General features: G+C 40.2%; 12 protein-coding genes. All 12 read left to right on the top strand.

The features are described from left to right. The first annotated feature begins 35 nt into the window (after positions 1-35). The 12 genes from IPP61_13975 to IPP61_13920 all read left to right on the top strand — a co-directional run bounded on the left by IPP61_13975 (position 36) and on the right by IPP61_13920 (position 17,584). Positions 36-1,385, top strand: a complete 1,350-nt coding sequence (locus IPP61_13975; GenBank protein MBL0326267.1) for a hypothetical protein — start codon at positions 36-38, stop codon at positions 1,383-1,385. Then, positions 1,382-2,653 carry a restriction endonuclease subunit S gene (locus IPP61_13970; protein ID MBL0326266.1) on the top strand — a complete coding sequence of 424 codons (1,272 nt, stop codon included), beginning with the start codon at positions 1,382-1,384 and terminating at the stop codon, positions 2,651-2,653. The genes IPP61_13975 and IPP61_13970 overlap by 4 nt, the downstream gene beginning before the upstream one ends. A gap of 25 nt (positions 2,654-2,678) precedes the next feature. Continuing rightward, positions 2,679-3,398: a hypothetical protein gene (locus IPP61_13965; protein MBL0326265.1), complete on the top strand. Its 720-nt coding sequence runs from the start codon at positions 2,679-2,681 to the stop codon at positions 3,396-3,398. A 176-nt stretch (positions 3,399-3,574) separates the two neighbouring features. Then, complete coding sequence (locus tag IPP61_13960; GenBank protein MBL0326264.1) at positions 3,575-3,808, top strand: hypothetical protein; 234 nt, start codon at positions 3,575-3,577, stop codon at positions 3,806-3,808. Continuing rightward, complete coding sequence (locus IPP61_13955) at positions 3,801-4,790, top strand: hypothetical protein (GenBank protein MBL0326263.1); 990 nt, start codon at positions 3,801-3,803, stop codon at positions 4,788-4,790. Before IPP61_13960 ends, IPP61_13955 begins: the two co-directional genes overlap by 8 nt. A 1-nt stretch (position 4,791) precedes the next feature. Further along, a complete protein-coding gene (locus tag IPP61_13950) occupies positions 4,792-7,659 on the top strand; it encodes a type I restriction endonuclease subunit R (protein ID MBL0326262.1) in 2,868 nt (955 codons plus the stop codon). Between the two features lie 328 nt (positions 7,660-7,987). After that, a complete protein-coding gene (locus IPP61_13945; protein ID MBL0326261.1) occupies positions 7,988-8,857 on the top strand; it encodes an ABC transporter ATP-binding protein in 870 nt (289 codons plus the stop codon). A 33-nt stretch (positions 8,858-8,890) separates the two neighbouring features. Then, positions 8,891-12,538, top strand: a complete 3,648-nt coding sequence (locus IPP61_13940) for an aminopeptidase (protein MBL0326260.1) — start codon at positions 8,891-8,893, stop codon at positions 12,536-12,538. A 250-nt stretch (positions 12,539-12,788) separates the two neighbouring features. Next, positions 12,789-14,537: an alpha-glucosidase gene (locus IPP61_13935; GenBank protein MBL0326259.1), complete on the top strand. Its 1,749-nt coding sequence runs from the start codon at positions 12,789-12,791 to the stop codon at positions 14,535-14,537. Positions 14,538-14,769: 232 nt separating this feature from the next. Next, positions 14,770-15,309, top strand: coding sequence for a hypothetical protein (locus IPP61_13930; protein ID MBL0326258.1), 540 nt, complete (start codon positions 14,770-14,772; stop codon positions 15,307-15,309). A 57-nt stretch (positions 15,310-15,366) separates the two neighbouring features. Then, entirely contained in the window at positions 15,367-15,915 is a 549-nt protein-coding gene (locus tag IPP61_13925; protein ID MBL0326257.1) for a GNAT family N-acetyltransferase, read from the top strand. A 355-nt stretch (positions 15,916-16,270) separates the two neighbouring features. Beyond that, positions 16,271-17,584 (top strand): MFS transporter, encoded by a 1,314-nt coding sequence (locus IPP61_13920; GenBank protein ID MBL0326256.1) that lies wholly within the window; start codon positions 16,271-16,273, stop codon positions 17,582-17,584. The last annotated feature ends 114 nt before the right edge of the window (positions 17,585-17,698 follow it).

Raw genomic sequence — 17,698 nt, 5'->3', positions numbered from 1 at the left:
GAAACAATATTGAAGATTAGAAAAACAGGTGATAGATGGATAAATACAAAAATAAATATCGCATACCCTCAGCCCGATTACGGGGCTATGATTACGCCTCTGAGGGTGCGTATTTTATCACCATCTGCACCCATAACCGGGAACATTTCTTTGGGGAAATAGCCGAAGGCAAAATGCAATTAAATGAAATAGGAATATTGGCCGAAAAATATTGGGCCGAAATCCCGGATCATTTCCCTGATGTGGAATTGGGGAATTTTGTGATTATGCCCAATCATACCCATGGCATATTGATAATCAAAAAATCGGCCGGCAATGATATTTTATCTGGCGATGAATCACCCGATGGGGATTCCGATGGCAATCCCGATGAAAATCCCGATGGCAATCCCGATAGCAATGGATTATCCCCCAATGGCAATCCCGCCGGCAATGGATTTTCCCCCGATAGCCAATCCGATGGCCAATCCGATGGCAATCCCGATGAAAATCCCGATGAAAATCCCGATGGCAATCCCGATGAAAATTCCGCCGGCAATCCCGATGGCCAATCCAATGGCGATTTCGCCGACAATCCCGATGAAAATTCCGCCGGCAATCCCGATGGCCAATCCGATGGCAATCCTGATGGCCAATCCGATGGCGATCCTGATGGCCAATCCGATGGCGATTTCGCCGGCAATCCCGATGAAAATCCCGATGGCCAATCCGATGGCGATTTCGCCGGCAATCCCGATGGCAATTCCGATGAAAATCCCGATGGCCAATCCGATGGCCAATCCGATGGCAATCCCAATGGCAATCCCGATGGCCAATCCGATGGCGATTTCGCCGGCAATCCCGATGAAAATTCCGCCGTACAGACGTTGCAGTGCAACGTCTCTAGCAGAATTTTACCATCCGGGGATAATCCCAATCCCTGCAATATTCTATCCGGGGATAATAAAAATCCCCACGATATTCCATTTGGGGATAATCAATATCCCGCCAATATTCCATCCGAAAATATTCCCAATGGCAGAATTTTTCCATCTGGGGATAATCCCTATCCCGCCAATATTCCATCCGAAAATATTCCAAATGGCAGGATTTTACCATCCGGGGATAATCCCAATCCCGGCCATATTCGAAATGAAAATATTTCCAATGGCGAAATCATCAAAAATGAAAAAATGGCGGAAATATCACCCAAATCGGGATCGATATCTACCATAATTAGATCCTACAAATCGGCGGTGACGAAATACGCCCGTGCCATCCATGCCGATTTTGAATGGCAAACCCGATTTCATGACCATATTATCCGTGATGCGGGCTCCTTTGAACGCATTCAGACCTATATCGAAAACAACCCTTTAAACTGGAAAGAAGACAAATTCTCATGATAAACAAACCCAATACCCCCAGCCTACGCTTCCCCCAATTCTCCGGCAATTGGGAAATAAAGAAATTGGGTGAAATAGCTGGTGAAATTTCGTATGGAATGAATTCGGCTGCAATAGTCTATGATGGTGTTAATAAATATATAAGAATAACTGACATAGATGAATCATCAAGAAAATTTGTTCCAAATCCAATATCTTCACCAGATGGTAAAATAGAAAATAAATATAGACTTAAGGAGGGGGATATTGTTTTTGCAAGAACTGGTGCAAGTGTTGGTAAAACTTATTTATATTCAAAAGAAGATGGTGATTTATATTTTGCAGGATTCTTAATCAAATTCTCTATTATTAATTCAAATCCATACTTCGTGTTTATTCAAACTCTTTTAGATGAATACAATAAATGGGTTAAAATGATGTCAATGCGATCTGGCCAACCTGGTATTAATGCGGAAGAATATAAAACATTTGAAATTAAATATACCACCCTCCCCGAGCAAGAAAAAATTGCCGGGTTTCTTACGGTGGTAGATGAAAAGCTGCAAGCCTTAAAAAAGAAAAAAGCCTTGCTCGAAGATTACAAAAAAGGTATCATGCAAAGGATATTTTCGGGAAACCTCCGCTTCAAAGATGCCCCCGGCCAACCATATCCTGATTGGGAAGTGAGGAAATTGGGGGAGGTGGCTTCTTTCAAAGTAACTAATTCCTTTTCAAGAGAAAATTTAAATTATGAGTCAGGTGAAGTAAAAAATATTCACTATGGTGATATACATACAAAATTTAAAACAATATTAGACCTAAAAAAAGAAACTGTTCCATTTGTTAACCCTGAAATTTCAATTTCCAGAATATCAGGAGAAAACTATTGTCAAGTTGGTGATTTAATATTAGCCGATGCCTCTGAAGATTTAAATGATGTTGGAAAATGTATAGAATTAGTAAACCTTAATGGTTTTATTCTCTTAGCTGGCCTTCACACAATCCTAATACGACCACTAAATGATATATTTTTTTCCGGATATTTAGGCTATTTGTTTGCATCAAAAATAATTCGTCTTCAAATACAAAAAGAAGCACAAGGTTCAAAAGTTTCAGGTATATCTCCATTAAGGTTAAAAAATATCTCGATTCCTATCCCCTCTCTCCACGAGCAGGAAAAGATTGCGGAATTCCTTAGTGCAATAGATGCCAAAATAGCGGCCATTCAAACCCAGCTCAACAAAACCCTGGAATGGAAAAAGGGGCTGTTGCAGGGGATGTTTTGTTGAGAGGTAAATAAATATTGATATGAAAATGCCAGAGCTATTTGATCCTGAAAAATTTAAAGACAATCTATTTTCGGCTACCTTATTTATTAGCTACTATGAGTCACTGAAAGATTTAATAATCGAAAATATTCAAACTTTTTTTTGTAATGGTTTTGATGGGGAAAAGGAAATCTATAGTGAAGAATATCAGAAGGTTTTAGAATTGGATAAAAAACCAGAAAATGCTTGTTTAAAATGGCATTTAAATGAAAAAATTATTGACGACAAGGATTATGAGAATTACCACAAATTCAGAAAAACCAGAAATGACCTTGTTCATGAATTACTCAAAAATCTAATAAATGGTGTTCCAGAATCCATCACACAAGATTTCGTGGAACTAATGAACCTGAAAATAAAAATTGAGAAATGGTGGATATTAGAATTTGAGATTCCAATAAATCCGGACTTTGACAATATAAAAATAGACGAAGACGCAATAATTACTCCCACACAAAGCATCAACGGAATGATATTTAGATTATTATCACCCAATAAAGAAGAGGCAAATTATTTCAAGAATAGGTTTGAATCGGATCATAGTATAAGTAATAGTAAGGCCGAATTAGACAGAGAAAAAGAATTTTTCCTCCGAAATGAATTCAAGATGCTAACACTCTCAGCGTCGTTTGCAAGAGCAAATATTTATAATGATTTTGTAAAAAATATAAAAGAAACCGAAGCTGAAAAGAAAAAGCCGAACTGAGGAAAACCATCTTCGAATTTATCGACAACCTGATTGACAGCCATTACAGCAAAACAAAAGTTGATGAAGATGGTCACATCCGGAATATTCTTGAATTAAGAAAAAAATCAAAAAAACACGCTGAGATATTGAATGAAGGATATTTAAAATTCGGAATTTGTCAAAAACTCCTCAATTTGTATCTCAAATATCACTGGTGTTCTGGACTTATTGACTTCGAACCGCCTCACTTCCCCCTCGACCGCCTGATACAAGAAAAGAAGCTTAAAAAAGTTCTGGACAATTGGACCGATTTGGATAATCCTGAAACTTATAAAGACATTATTAATAACCCGCTTTTTGGTGACCCAGACAAACTCGCCGAAATGGAACTCACCACCTACAATCAAATCAACCGCAATCTTGGATAAATACCGCAACAAATACCGCATCGGCTCGCACCGCCTTCCCGGCTGGGACTATTCCTCAGAAGGTATGTATTTCCTGACCATCGTAACCCAACACCGTGAATGCAATCTAGGACAAATCGAAAACGGCATCATGACTTTGTCGGATTTTGGCCGCATCGTCGAAACCGAATTGTTGAAATCGTTTGATATCCGTGCCGAATTGTTTTTGGACGAATACGTCATCATGCCCAATCATTTGCATTTATTGGTGGTCATCGAAAAAAATGATGACATCAAAATGGGCGGGGGTGAAATCGGGGATCACAATTCCGTAAATACGGACGGCCACGACATGGATAAAACGGACGGCCACTACATGGATAAAACGGACGGCCACGACATGGATAAAACGGACGACCACGACATGGATAAAACGGACGGCCACTACATGGATAAAACGGACGGCCACGACATGGATAAAACGGACGGCCACGACATGGGTAAAACGGACGGCCACGACATGGATAAAACGGACGGCCACGACATGGATAAAACGGACGGCCACGACATGGGTAAAACGGACGGCCACGACATGGGTAAAACGGACGGCCACGACATGGGTAAAACGGACGGCCACGACATGGGAGAGACGCACGGCCGTGCGTCTCTCCCATGTCGTCATGATGGGGATGGTTCCATCGGGAAATCCGAAAACGATATAAACCCCATCGTAAAACCCGAAAAATTAAATATTTCAATGCCCGTGCGACAACCCAAATCCATATCGTCATTTTTGGCGGGATTTAAATCGGCCGTCAATTCCCGCATCGACGATTACATTGACCAATACCAATTAAACATCCCCAAATACAACCGAAAAAATCATTTTTTTCAACCCAATTACCACGACCAGATCGTATGGGATGACAGGGCATATTATTATATCAAGCGGTATATTCAAAATAATCCATTAAATTGGGACGCAGATAAATTCATGAAATGACATGTCGCGGCAATCGGAACAAATATTAGAACAACAACTCATCGAAAACCTCCGGAAACTGGGGTATCAACATATCGCCATTGCCGACGAAAAGGGGCTCATTGCCAACCTGAAAACTCAACTCGAAAAACACAACAACGTAGTTTTCACTGTCACCGAATTTGAAAAGATAATCAACACCCTTCGTAAAGGTAGTGTATTTGAAAAGGCTAAAATCCTGCGTGAACGGCAACATCTCGTAAGGGATAATGGCGACAACCTGTATTTTGAATTCTTTAATACCGAGCATTGGTGCCAAAACCAATATCAGGTCACGCATCAGATATCGCAGTCGGGTACTTACGACAATCGCTACGATGTAACCCTGCTCATCAACGGCCTGCCGCTGGTACAAATCGAGCTAAAACGCCGGGGTCTGGAACTCAAAGAGGCATTTAACCAAATCAACCGATACCAAAAACATAGTTTCGGAGCCGGGCAAGGGCTTTTTCACTTTGTACAACTCTTTGTAATCAGCAACGGCATCAATACCAAGTACTTCAGCAATTTCGGTATCCACAAGCAGGAATACCTGCAGACCTTTCACTGGACCGACGAAGAAAACCGCCCGCTCAACAACATCCTCAATGGCTTCACCGATGTGTTTCTGGAGCCTTGCCATATCAGCAAGATGATCAGCAAATATATTGTACTCAACGAAACCGAGAAGAAACTCATGGTGCTGCGTCCTTATCAATATTTTGCGGTCGAAAACATCATCAAAAAGGTAAGCGAAAACGAAGTTTTGCATAGCTATGACATCAGCAAAAACGGGTACATCTGGCATACCACAGGATCGGGCAAAACTCTCACGAGTTTCAAAGCCAGCCAGATATTGTCCCGATTCCCGGCCATAAAAAAAGTGGTCTTTGTAGTTGACCGCAAGGATCTCGACTATCAGACCAATCAGGAATACGACAAGTTTAGCAAAGGCTGTGTGAGCAGTGCCGATAACACCGAAAGCCTCATCCGAAAATTTAACAATCCCGATGAACGCATCATCGTAACCACCATTCAGAAACTCAACAATGCCATTTCGGGTCGTAACCTGCAAAAAATGAGCGGTATTAAAGACCTCAGGATGGTCTTTATCTTTGACGAATGCCACCGCAGTCAGTTTGGCGATACCCATAAAAACATCGTAGGGTATTTTACCAACATTCAGCTGTTTGGATTTACAGGCACCCCCATTCTGGCCGAAAACGCCAACGGTGAACAAACCACGGCCAGTTTATTTGGCGAATGCCTGCACAAATACGTCATTACCGATGCCATACGCGACGAAAATGTGTTGCGGTTTTCGGTAGAATATATCAATACATTTCGAAAAAAGGACCACATCATTGACCTCAAGGTAGAGCAAATCGACGAAAAAGAGGTTTTTGAAGCTCCTGAACGCAAAGAGGCCATTGCGGACTATATCATTAAATACCACGGACAGAAAACCCAGAGCCGGAAGTTCTGTGCTATGATGTGCGTGCAGGACATCGATAGTGTGATTCAGTATTATGAGATACTTAAAGCCAAAAAACTTTCCGGCGAGCATGACCTCAAAGTAGTTACCATATTTAGCTTTGCCCAAAACGAAGAAGAAATGGACTACGAAATAAAAACCGAACTGAGTGTAGTCGAAGAACCCGCTGCTCTGTACGGTCTTAAACCGCACCGGCGTGAAAAACTGGATGAATACATCGGCGACTTCAACAAAATGTATGGCACCGCTCACAGCTCCAAAGACAGCCTGAGTTTTTATAATTATTACAACGAAATAGCCAAAAAGACCAAAAACAACGAAGTGGATATCTTGTTGGTAGCCAACATGTTTTTGACCGGCTTCGATGGCAAATTTGTCAATACCCTTTATGTGGACAAAAATCTGCAATACCATGGGCTCATACAGGCTTTTAGCCGTACCAATCGTATTTTGGACAAAAACAAAACCCAGGGCAATATCGTATGTTTCAGAAATCTTAAAGAAAAAACCGACGAGGCCATTACCTTATTTAGTAACAAAGAGGCCATAGCCGAGGTGATTGTAGAGCCCTATGAAAGCTATGTGGAGCAGTTTAATCTGTCGGTAGAAAAACTCAAATCCATCGCAGCGTCAGTACAGAGTGTCGATGAACTATATACCGAAGAGGATCAGATGAAATTCATTCTGGCTTTCAGAGCCTTGATCAGGTTGCACAAGAAAATGGGACACTTTACCGAATTCAGTTGGGAAGATCTCCACTTACCTGAGCAGGAGTTTGCCGACTACAGTAGCAAATACCAGGATCTGAAAGAAACCATCGCCCATAAAACCGACAAACAAAAAACCTCTATCCTTGAAGACATAGACTTTGAGCTTGAACTTATCCGCCGTGACACCATCAATGTATCCTATATAATCAAACTGTTGATAAAGCTCAAAGCTCAAAACGGTGAAAAAGACAAAGATAGCGTTGAAAAAGAGATACTTAATCTACTCAATACCGAAGTTACCCTTAGGAGTAAAAGGGAGTTGATAGAGAAATTTATTAATGAAAATCTCATTGATATCGACCATGAAGAAGATATAGTGGAGAGCTTTGAAAAATACTGGAATCAGCAACAGGTCAATGAATTCAACAAAATCATAAAGGAAGAAAATCTTTCTGCTGAAAAAACCGAGAAACTCATTGAGGATTATTTGTTTTCTGAGCGGGAGCCAAGAAGAGATGAAGTATTGAATCTTATGGAGGAAAAAGACCAGCCGGGTGCATTACATCGCAAATCAGTAGGTGACAGAATTTTGAAAAGAATCGTTGATTTTGTCGAAACCTTTATCAATGGTATGAATTTGAATTGATGGAAACCCGAATTATAGACTTTAAATAAACCTCAGGATTTAAAATACTTATTTTAACATATCTGTTGTTTTATCTTTAAATAAAATTGTCTTTAGGTATCCCCCGGATTTAAATATAAACCCTAAAAATTCACCGGCTATCCATTTGAAACTTTATATAGTAATTCATACCCGACCCCTTTCCCACTGGATAAAATTCCCCAAAGAATCCAAACCAAAAAAAATCCTTTTATCAAAAAAAAACTATTTTTGGAAGGCCTGTATCTATATTTGATTTTCAGATAAGATAAAACTCTAATTGATAACATTTTACCCTAACCCTACAAATATGCAATTAACGATCTCCAATCTAAACAAAACTTATGGCAACGGCGTACACGCACTTAAAGATGTGAATCTCACGATTAATCAGGGGATGTTTGGCCTGTTGGGACCCAATGGTGCCGGTAAATCTTCATTGATGCGTACCATCGCCACTTTGCAGGAGCCTGACTCCGGGGAGATATTCCTGGGCGACATCAACGTACTCACCCAAAAAGACGAAATAAGAAAGACGCTCGGCTATTTGCCACAGGAGTTTGGGGTGTATCCGAAAGTAAGTGCGATAAACCTCCTCAATCATATTGCGGTTTTGAAGGGAATCACCAATTCTGGTGAAAGGAAAAACATTGTAGAAGCTCTTTTGCAAAAAACCAACCTATGGGAGGCCAGAAAGAAAAACCTTGGTGGCTATTCCGGTGGTATGAAGCAGCGTTTTGGTATTGCTCAGGCATTACTTGCCCATCCCAAATTGATTATTGTGGACGAACCTACCGCCGGCCTCGACCCAGCCGAGAGAAACAGATTTTTGAATTTACTTTCAGAATTAGGCGAAAATACCGTCGTGATTTTATCGACCCACATCGTGGAAGACGTAAAAGAGCTATGCTCCGACATGGCGGTGTTTAACAAAGGCGAGGTACTATTTAAAGGTAGTCCTGATGAAGCCCTCAGTGGCATCGCAGGCAAGGTATGGACCAAACGCATCAAGAAAGACGAGCTCAACGATTATAAAGCCAACTTCAAAGTAATTTCTGAAAAGCTTATTGGCGGTAATCCTGTCATCAATGTTTTGGCCGACCAGAACCCCGATGGCACCTTTTCTCCTATCGACGCCGATCTGGAGGATGTATATTTCTCAAAAATATTTTTGCAATAGAAAAAAACCAACCCTAAATATCTTTAAAATACTATGTTAAAAGAAATCATTAGGTTTGAGTTTTTTTACCGAAAAAACCGACCTGCTACCTATATCTATTTTGGAATATTATTCCTGCTTTGTTTTGCAGCGGTAACTTCCAAATACGTCACTATTGGCGGCATCGCCGGAGGGCAAATCAAAGAAAACTCGCCCTACAATCTGGCTTTCATGACCATCATCATGACGTTCTTCTTCACGTTTATCGCCTCCGCCATCATGGGCGTGGCCGTTTTGCGGGATTTTGAACACAAGACCGAATCGCTGATGTTCAGCACCACCATGTCAAAGTTCGACTACCTATTCGGAAGGTTCTTCGGCTCGTTTATCATCATGGTGCTTATCTATTGCTCTATTTGGTTGGCTTTCATGACGGGCTATTCTATCGGTAAATTTCTCCCCTGGGATCCTTCCTGGAAAGAAAAAGAAATGCTGGCCTTCGATGCCTGGTCTTATTTCCAGCCTTTTATCGTTTGGGGCATCAGCAATTTGTTTATTCAGGGAGCGATATTCTTTGCCGCCGGGGCTTTGAGCCGCTCGACCATTGTCATATACACCCAGGGTATTATCCTTTTTGTACTTTATCAGGTGTCAGATACATTGTTGAGCGACATCGACAACAAAACGCTCTCGGCCATGCTCGATCCGTTTGGCGTGAGGGCATTCAGCATTTACACCGAATATTGGACGCCGGCACAAAAAAACTCACAGATAGTACCACTTGGGGGAGTCTTACTCTGGAACAGATTGGTGTGGTGTGGTATAGCCCTTTTGATTTTGATTGGCACTTACTTTTCTTTTAGTTTCAATGTAGTGAGGAATACGCTTTTCAAAAGAAAAAATAAAAAGGAAGAAGTAAGCGAAAAAATAAAACCGGAGTTGGTTAAGATACCTTCGGCAATGCAATTCTCCGGCTTCGCCACAAGCCTTTCACAAATGTGGACGCAGGCCAGGTTTTACTTCAGAATGGTCATCAGAGAAGTACCGTTTATCGCCATCGCGTTTGTGGGTGTGGTCCAAATCATCGTGGACTCGTTTTATTTCGACAAAATGTATGGCACCAGCTCCTACCCCATTACGGCCAATGTGATTGGTATGTTGGATGGCTTCGATATGTTTTTCCTAATCATCATCGTGTTTTATTCGGGTGAACTCATCTGGAAAGAACGTATCTCCAACATCCATCTGATTATCGACGCCACACCTGTAAAAGACTGGGTAAACCTCAGTGCCAAATTCATCGGAATGATGCTCATCAATCTGAGTATCATGCTTTTGCTGATACTGATGGGTGTGTTGGTGCAGGCGGCACATGGATACTTCAACTTTGAGCTGTCCTTATACTTCAAATCCATGTTTACCAGCACCTTGTCTTTTGTGTTGCTTTACACGCTACTCTCGTTTTTTGTGCAGGTGATGTCCAACAACAAGTTCATTGGCTTTGCCATGATGTTTGTTTTCTTTTTAGTTACCTTCTTCTTGGGAGCTGCGGGCATTCAGCATCCTTTGTTTATGTTTGGCAGCGGCCGATTGGGTGGGTATTCTGACATGAATAAGTTTGGGCATTTTGTAACTTCCTTCTCCTGGTTAAAACTCTACTGGCTATCCATGGTGGTGGTTTTCTTTGTGCTTTCGGTGGTATTGTCGGTGCGAGGTTCGGAGTCTTTGATGAAAACCCGTCTAAAAGTGGGCAAACTCAGATTGACCAAACCGGTATTGACATTTGGCATCTTCGCCTTAATTTCTACCTTACTGACAGGTTGTTATGTTTTTTACAATACCAACAAAATCAATACCTACCAAACCCGGGAAGAGTCAGAAAAAGAACAGGTGACGTATGAGCAATTGCTAAAGAAATTTGAAAAGCTTCCTCAGCCCAAGATTGTGGATGTAAATCTGAAAGTAGAGATTTATCCTTCTACCCGTGATTTTACTGCTGAAGGATATTATTGGCTCAAAAACAAAACCAATAAGCCAATGACCGAAATCCATATTCAAAACGATGTGGAACACAAAATGAAACTGGCCTATCTGAAGTTTGAAGGTGGAGCCAAAAAAAACCGGAAATATGAAAAACAGGGTTATATCATTCATACACTGAACAAACCATTGGCTCCGTCTGATTCCATCAAAATGTCCTTCAAAACGATGTTTGAAACCAAAGGCTTTGTGGCTAATGGGTCAAACACCAATGTGGTGTATAATGGCACTTTTTTCAATAATACTTATTTCCCCTCCATCGGCTATAACAATGGCTACGAAATAGGCGATGACGATACGCGAAGAAAGTACAAGCTCAAGGAAAAAGAAAGAATGATGGAGCAAAACGACCCGATTGGCTTATCGCAAAGTTTGTTTGGGGATGATGCCGACTACATCAGTTTCGAAATGGTAATTGGTACCGAAAAAGACCAGACCGCCATCGCTCCGGGATACTTGCAAAAATCGTGGGAAGAGAAAAACCGGAAGTACTTCCACTACAAAATGGACGTACCGATGTGCAATTTCTACTCTATAGTCTCTGCCAAATATGAAGTAAAAAAAGACAAATGGATAGCCCCTGATGGTAAGCCAGTGAGTTTAGAGATTTATTACAACAAAGGACATGAGTATAATCTGGACAAAATGATGTCCAGCATGAAATCCAGTTTTGATTACTTCTCCAGGAATTTCAGTCCATATCAATACCGCCAGATGCGGATCATGGAGTTTCCGAAGTATGCCGATTTTGCACAATCATTTGCCAATACGGTTCCTTTCTCTGAGGGCATAGGATTTATTCAAAAAATATCCGACCCCGAAGAAGACCTCGACATGCCTTATTATGTGACCGCACACGAGCTGGGTCATCAGTGGTGGGGGCATCAGGTGGCTGAAGCCAACGTAAAAGGCAACGCCATGCTTTCTGAGACCCAGGCCCAGTATTCGGCATTGATGGTCATGAAGCATGCCATAAAGCCTGCCATGATGCAGAAGTTCCTGAAATATGAACTGGATCGCTATCTGAGAGGCCGCTCAAGCGAAAGAAAAAAAGAACAGCCGCTCAATATGGTGGAAGGTCAGGGATACATCCATTACCAAAAAGGCTCACTGGCTATGTTTGCTTTACAGGATTATATCGGGGAAGATAAGGTCAATCTGGCACTGAGAAACTTCCTCAAAGACTGGCAGTACCCGGGTCCGGATTCTAAAAACAAGCGTTACCCGACCAGCAATGATCTATTGGGCTACTTCAAGGCTCAAACACCGGACTCGCTGAAAAACATCATCACCGATATGTTTGAGTCGATCACGCTTTTCGAGAACAAAACCGAGAAAGTGGAATACAAGGACTTGAAAAACAAGACTTTTGAAGTTAAGATTACTACCTCCAGCGAGAAATTCAGGGCGGACAGTTCGGGTAATGAAAAACCCATCGCCATCAATGACTGGATAGATGTCGGTGTGTATGGTGAAGATATCAAAGGCGAGCCCAACTTGCTCTACCTTCAAAAACACAAGGTGAACAAAAAGGCCAACACTTTTACCATCATAGTAAAAGAAAAACCAAAAAAAGCCGGAATTGACCCTATCAACAAGCTGATAGACAGGCATTCTGATGACAACACCAAAACGGCCGAGGTGGTAGAAAAAGGGGTTTAAACATTTAGGGATGTTTTGAAAAACTACTTTTCTTAATGTTTAAAAAAACAAAAAGTCTCCGAATTGGGGACTTTTTGTTTCAGTATGACTATTTAAATGCACAGACTAGTTTCTTAGCCCAAATCAAATTATTGATTTCCTCAATCTTCAAATCACTAAAGACTTCTATATCCTTTTGTTAAGAATCACCGATTTCTCTCGCAAAAACAATAGTTTAAGGCTAAATTTGATTAATAAAATACTTTAAAATATGAAACCGTTAATAATCAAACTTATAAGCTTGATGCTTATTCTTGCAGTATCCTGCAACTCCAAAAAAGACCAGGAAAAATCCGACCAAAAATGGTGGAAAGAAGCCGTGGTTTACCAGATTTACCCCCGAAGTTTTCAGGACAGTGACGGCGATGGTGTAGGAGATTTGAAGGGAATAATCCAACGGCTCGATTACATCAAAAGTCTGGGTATAGACGTGGTTTGGCTCAATCCTATCTATTCCTCGCCTAACGATGATATGGGCTACGATATCAGCGATTACCGCAATATCATGAAAGAAATGGGAACCATGGAAGACTTTGATGCCCTGCTAAAAGGCATGCATGAGCGTGGAATAAAACTGGTGATGGATTTGGTGGTGAATCACTGCAGCGACGAACACGATTGGTTTAAACAATCCAGGTCTTCCAGAGATAATCCTTACCGCGATTATTTCCATTGGTGGCCCGAAGAAAAAGGAAATCCTGCCAAGCGTTGGAGTTTTTTCGATGAAGAAGGAAATGCCTGGAGATATGACAGCACAACCAAAGCCTACTATCTGCATTATTTCAGCAGAAAACAACCTGACCTCAACTGGGAAAACAAGAAAGTAAGGCAGGAAGTTTATGACTTGATGAAGTTTTGGTTTGAAAAGGGTATCGACGGCTTCAGAATGGATGTAATTCCGTTTATTTCGAAAGACACCACTTTCCCCGAATTGCCCAAAGAATACAATGGCAATTTTGTAAACTATTATGCCAATGGCCCCAAATTGCATGAATATTTGCATGAAATGAATCAGGAAGTGCTCAGTAAATATGACATCATGACTGTGGGAGAAGGAGCCGGAGTGCAAAGGCAGGATGCTCTGAAATATGTTGATGAAGACCGTGGGGAACTTCAGACCTTTTACCATTTTGATCATGTGGGTTGGGGAAAAAGAAAAGATAGCGGAAGATATCCCGATCCAAACAACCGACATTTGCCCGACCTGAAATCGGTATTTACCAAATGGGACAGTACTTTTAAGGATAAAGGCTGGGGAACGGTTTACTTTACTACCCACGACCAAAGCCGTATGCAAAGCAGGTTTGGCGATGATAAAGTTTATAAAAATGAAAGCTCAAAAATGCTTTATACATTAATGCTTACCCAAAGGGCAACTCCGTATTTATATTGGGGTGATGAGATCGGCATGAGTAATATTAGGTTTACTTCGGTGAATCAATACAAAGATATTGAAACCATAAATCATTATAACTACCTAAAGAAAACAGGAGGCGACACAGAGGCTTTTTTGAAAGGACAGCAGGAAGTGGGTCGCGACAACAGCCGTACACCGATGCAGTGGAGCAATCAAACCAATGGTGGTTTTACCAAAGGAAAACCATGGCTGCAAGTCAACCCTGATTTTGTAAATAATAATGCAGAAACTGCCGAAAAGGACCCGAATTCCATCCTGCATTTTATGCGTAAAATGATAAAACTCAGAAAGGATAACAAAGAAATATTGGTTTATGGAAAATACACCGAGCTCGACAAAGACAACACAAAAGTATATGCCTATACCCGGGAGGCTGCCAATGGCAAAAAGGTATTGGTGCTGTTAAACTTCAGTAAAGAGACAGCTAAAACAAACACCGGGTTGGATCTTTCTAACGCAAAAGTGATGATTGGCAATTATGCCAATGCTGCGAAAGATGGCACTTTAAAGCCTTTTGAAGCAGTGGTACTGGAATTGAATTAATTAAACAAAATTGAAATTTTCGAAATACCCCAATTTAATAATTGAAATAAAGATGGGGTATTTCGTTTTGAATATTCAATACGATAGAAATGGTATTAACATATTTTTAAAAGCTTTAAAAAGTTTTTTATTTGAAAATTGAGATGATTTCATAAATTCGTATTCAGTAACCGCAAAATTTTTGGTTAAATATGCCAATGCTTTTAAAAAATTCTAAAAATTAACACAAACCATGAAAAAAATAATCTTCGCCATTCTGGTGTCATTTATTATGATTTCTTGTCAAACCACCGAAACCGATCAAGTGGTGACGATAGAAAAAAAATTCTCACTTACTCTGCCATCATTTTTGTCGAAATCGACTGAATTAAACGAAGATGCAACTTTGCAATATCAAAACATGGTAAAAGAATTTTATGTGGTGGTGATAGAAGATACCAAAAGTGAAATGAAGAAGTCACTGGAAGAAAACAATCTCACTGAATTATACCCCAACGATATTAATGGTTATTCCTGCCTGCTGGTCCAGGGCTTGGAAAAAAACATGAAAATTACCAAAAAGACCGCATTAATTGATACTGTGGTAAATAATATGCCGGCAAAACACATCAGATTATCTGGAAAAGTTGAGGGCCTGGATGCTTTTTATTCTGTTGCATTTGTCGAAGGAAAAGATACTTATTACCAGGTCATGGCCTGGACGCTAGCCAATAAAGAGGCACAATATACAGAACGGATGAATAAAATTATCCATTCACTGAAGGAACTGTAATTCTATTGTTCAGGATTATTATTTTGATTTTTTATTGAGTATTATTAATTATTATTGATGCAAAAACCATTTTTTTATATTGAATCAGAGCGTTTGAAACTGATTCCCCTTGACTACGACCACTTGTGCTTTTATGCTCAACCCGAAAAACTCTCATTAATTCTGGGAATCAGAAATTGTCTTATTGAAACAGGGGAACCTTTTGATGAGGCATTTAATGAGGCCCTGGAAAACTTCTGGAAACCAATGACTCAAGCTCACCCCGAGCAATACCCCTGGTTTACCAATTGGCTGATAGTTTTAAAATCCGAAAACGCTACCATCGGTGGAATCGGATTGTCGGGCTTACCCAATGATGCCGGTGAAACTGAGACAGGTTATGCCACCGATATCAAATACCGAAACAGGGGCTATATGAGTGAGGCATTGGCTTGTTTGTGTGAGTGGGTATTTCAGCAGCCTGAAGTAAAGGCCATCATTGCACATACCTTTCCCGATGGTCTTATTTCTCAAAAGACTTTAACTAATAATGGTTTTCGGCTTATAGGACCCGAAATTACTGATGACGGGGAAGTATTACTTTGGAGAAAAACCATTTCAGAATAATTTAAATCTGATATTTTCAATAAACCTTTTCAGGACATATTTTCAGATAAATTAGAATTCCTTAAACAAATTTTTAAAAGCTAAAAAACAGTTTTCTAAACATCTGTTTTGGCTTTCAATCCGCTTACCAAACAACTAATTAGTACATTAGAGCATCAAACCCAAATTTCTCAATAGGCCATGGACTGCAATAATATTTGGCATCATATTCATTGCCACCCTCAATCAAAGGTATCTCGATACCTTTTCATTCGGTTGTTATGACTATTTCACCAAATATTATTTCGTCATCATTTCTATTGAGATATTTGGGTAAAATATTATATTTGAAGCCCGAACCCTATCAAACCTCTTGATGAACTACATTAATAATAAAAAAATCTGGAATGCCTGGTCAATGTACGACTGGGCCAATTCTGTTCATAATCTGGTGATAACCACGGTGATCTTTCCGATGTATTATCACGCCACTGCAATCGGAAAAGACGGTGGGAATATGGTAGAGTTTTTTGGTTTTGAAGTAAACAACAATTCTCTTTACAGTTATTCAATATCTGCGGCTGCCTTGTTGCTGGTATTTTTATCCCCAATACTCACATCAATTGCTGATTATTCCGGTCGCCGCAAGTTTTTCATGAAGTTCTTTTGCTATTTGGGTTCTTTTTCAGTGATGTATTTCTATTTCTTCACAAAAGGCAACCTCAACAACACCATGATTGCTTTTGCATTATCCATTGTAGGTTGGGGTGGTAGCGTGGTGTTTTATAATTCGTTTATTCCTCAGATTGCTACCGAAGAAAACTATGATAAACTTAGTGCCCGTGGCTTTGTATTTGGCTACATAGGCAGTGTTATTCTATTGATTTTTAACCTTTTAATAATCCTAAAACCCGAATTCTTTGGACTCAGCAAAGCTGACACTGAATCGGGATTGACATCAAGAATTTCGTTTCTTACTGTTGGAATTTGGTGGGTGGTATTTGCTCAGATTCCCTTTTATTTTCTTCCCAAAGACCGCAGCAAACCTTTTGAAGCCAAATGGATAAAGTTGGGTATTAAAGAATTGAAAAAAGTAATCATTGAAATAAAGTCAAACCGATTATTGACCAAATTTCTTACTGCCTATTTCACTTATTATCTTGGCGTTATGACGGTGATATATGTGGCCACACTTTTTGCCCAGGACGAACTCAAAATCCCACGTGATGGACTCATTGCAACACTGTTATTGATACAGTTGGTGGCCATTCCGGGCAGTTATCTGGCTTCTTATCTTTCAAGATTATTTGGAAACTCTATCGCTCTCCGCATCGAAGTTTTAATTTGGTTGTTGGTACCAATAGGTGCATATTTCACCACTACGGCCGAACAGTTTTATGTCATAGCAGCTATGGTGGGTCTGGTAATGGGCGGTATTCAGTCGCTTTCAAGAAGTACATTTGCCAAGCTAATTCCTGAAGATATCAGTCACACGGCCAGTTATTTTTCATTTATGATATTCTGGAAAAGGATCAATTACCGCCGGAACATTTATTTTGGCCTTATAAATGCCCTTACCGGTAGTATGCGAAACTCAATATTATTCCTGGTGGTGGTTTTTGCATTGGGCTTTTTGCTACTTTTGAGACTACCTTCAAAGCATGTTTATCATCAGGGTAGAAATGAATAATAGAATTTGAGTTTGATTGAATTCAATTAATATTTGATTTTGAATAGATTTAAAATATAAAAAAATTGCGATTGATCAGCCTTTAATAACTGTAAAATATCAAAATCAGGTGAG

This window comes from Cytophagaceae bacterium, assembly GCA_016722655.1.
Lineage (GTDB): Bacteria > Bacteroidota > Bacteroidia > Cytophagales > Spirosomataceae > Leadbetterella.
Note: the sequence above shows the minus strand (reverse complement) of the source record. Positions and strands in the feature narration are given on the sequence as shown.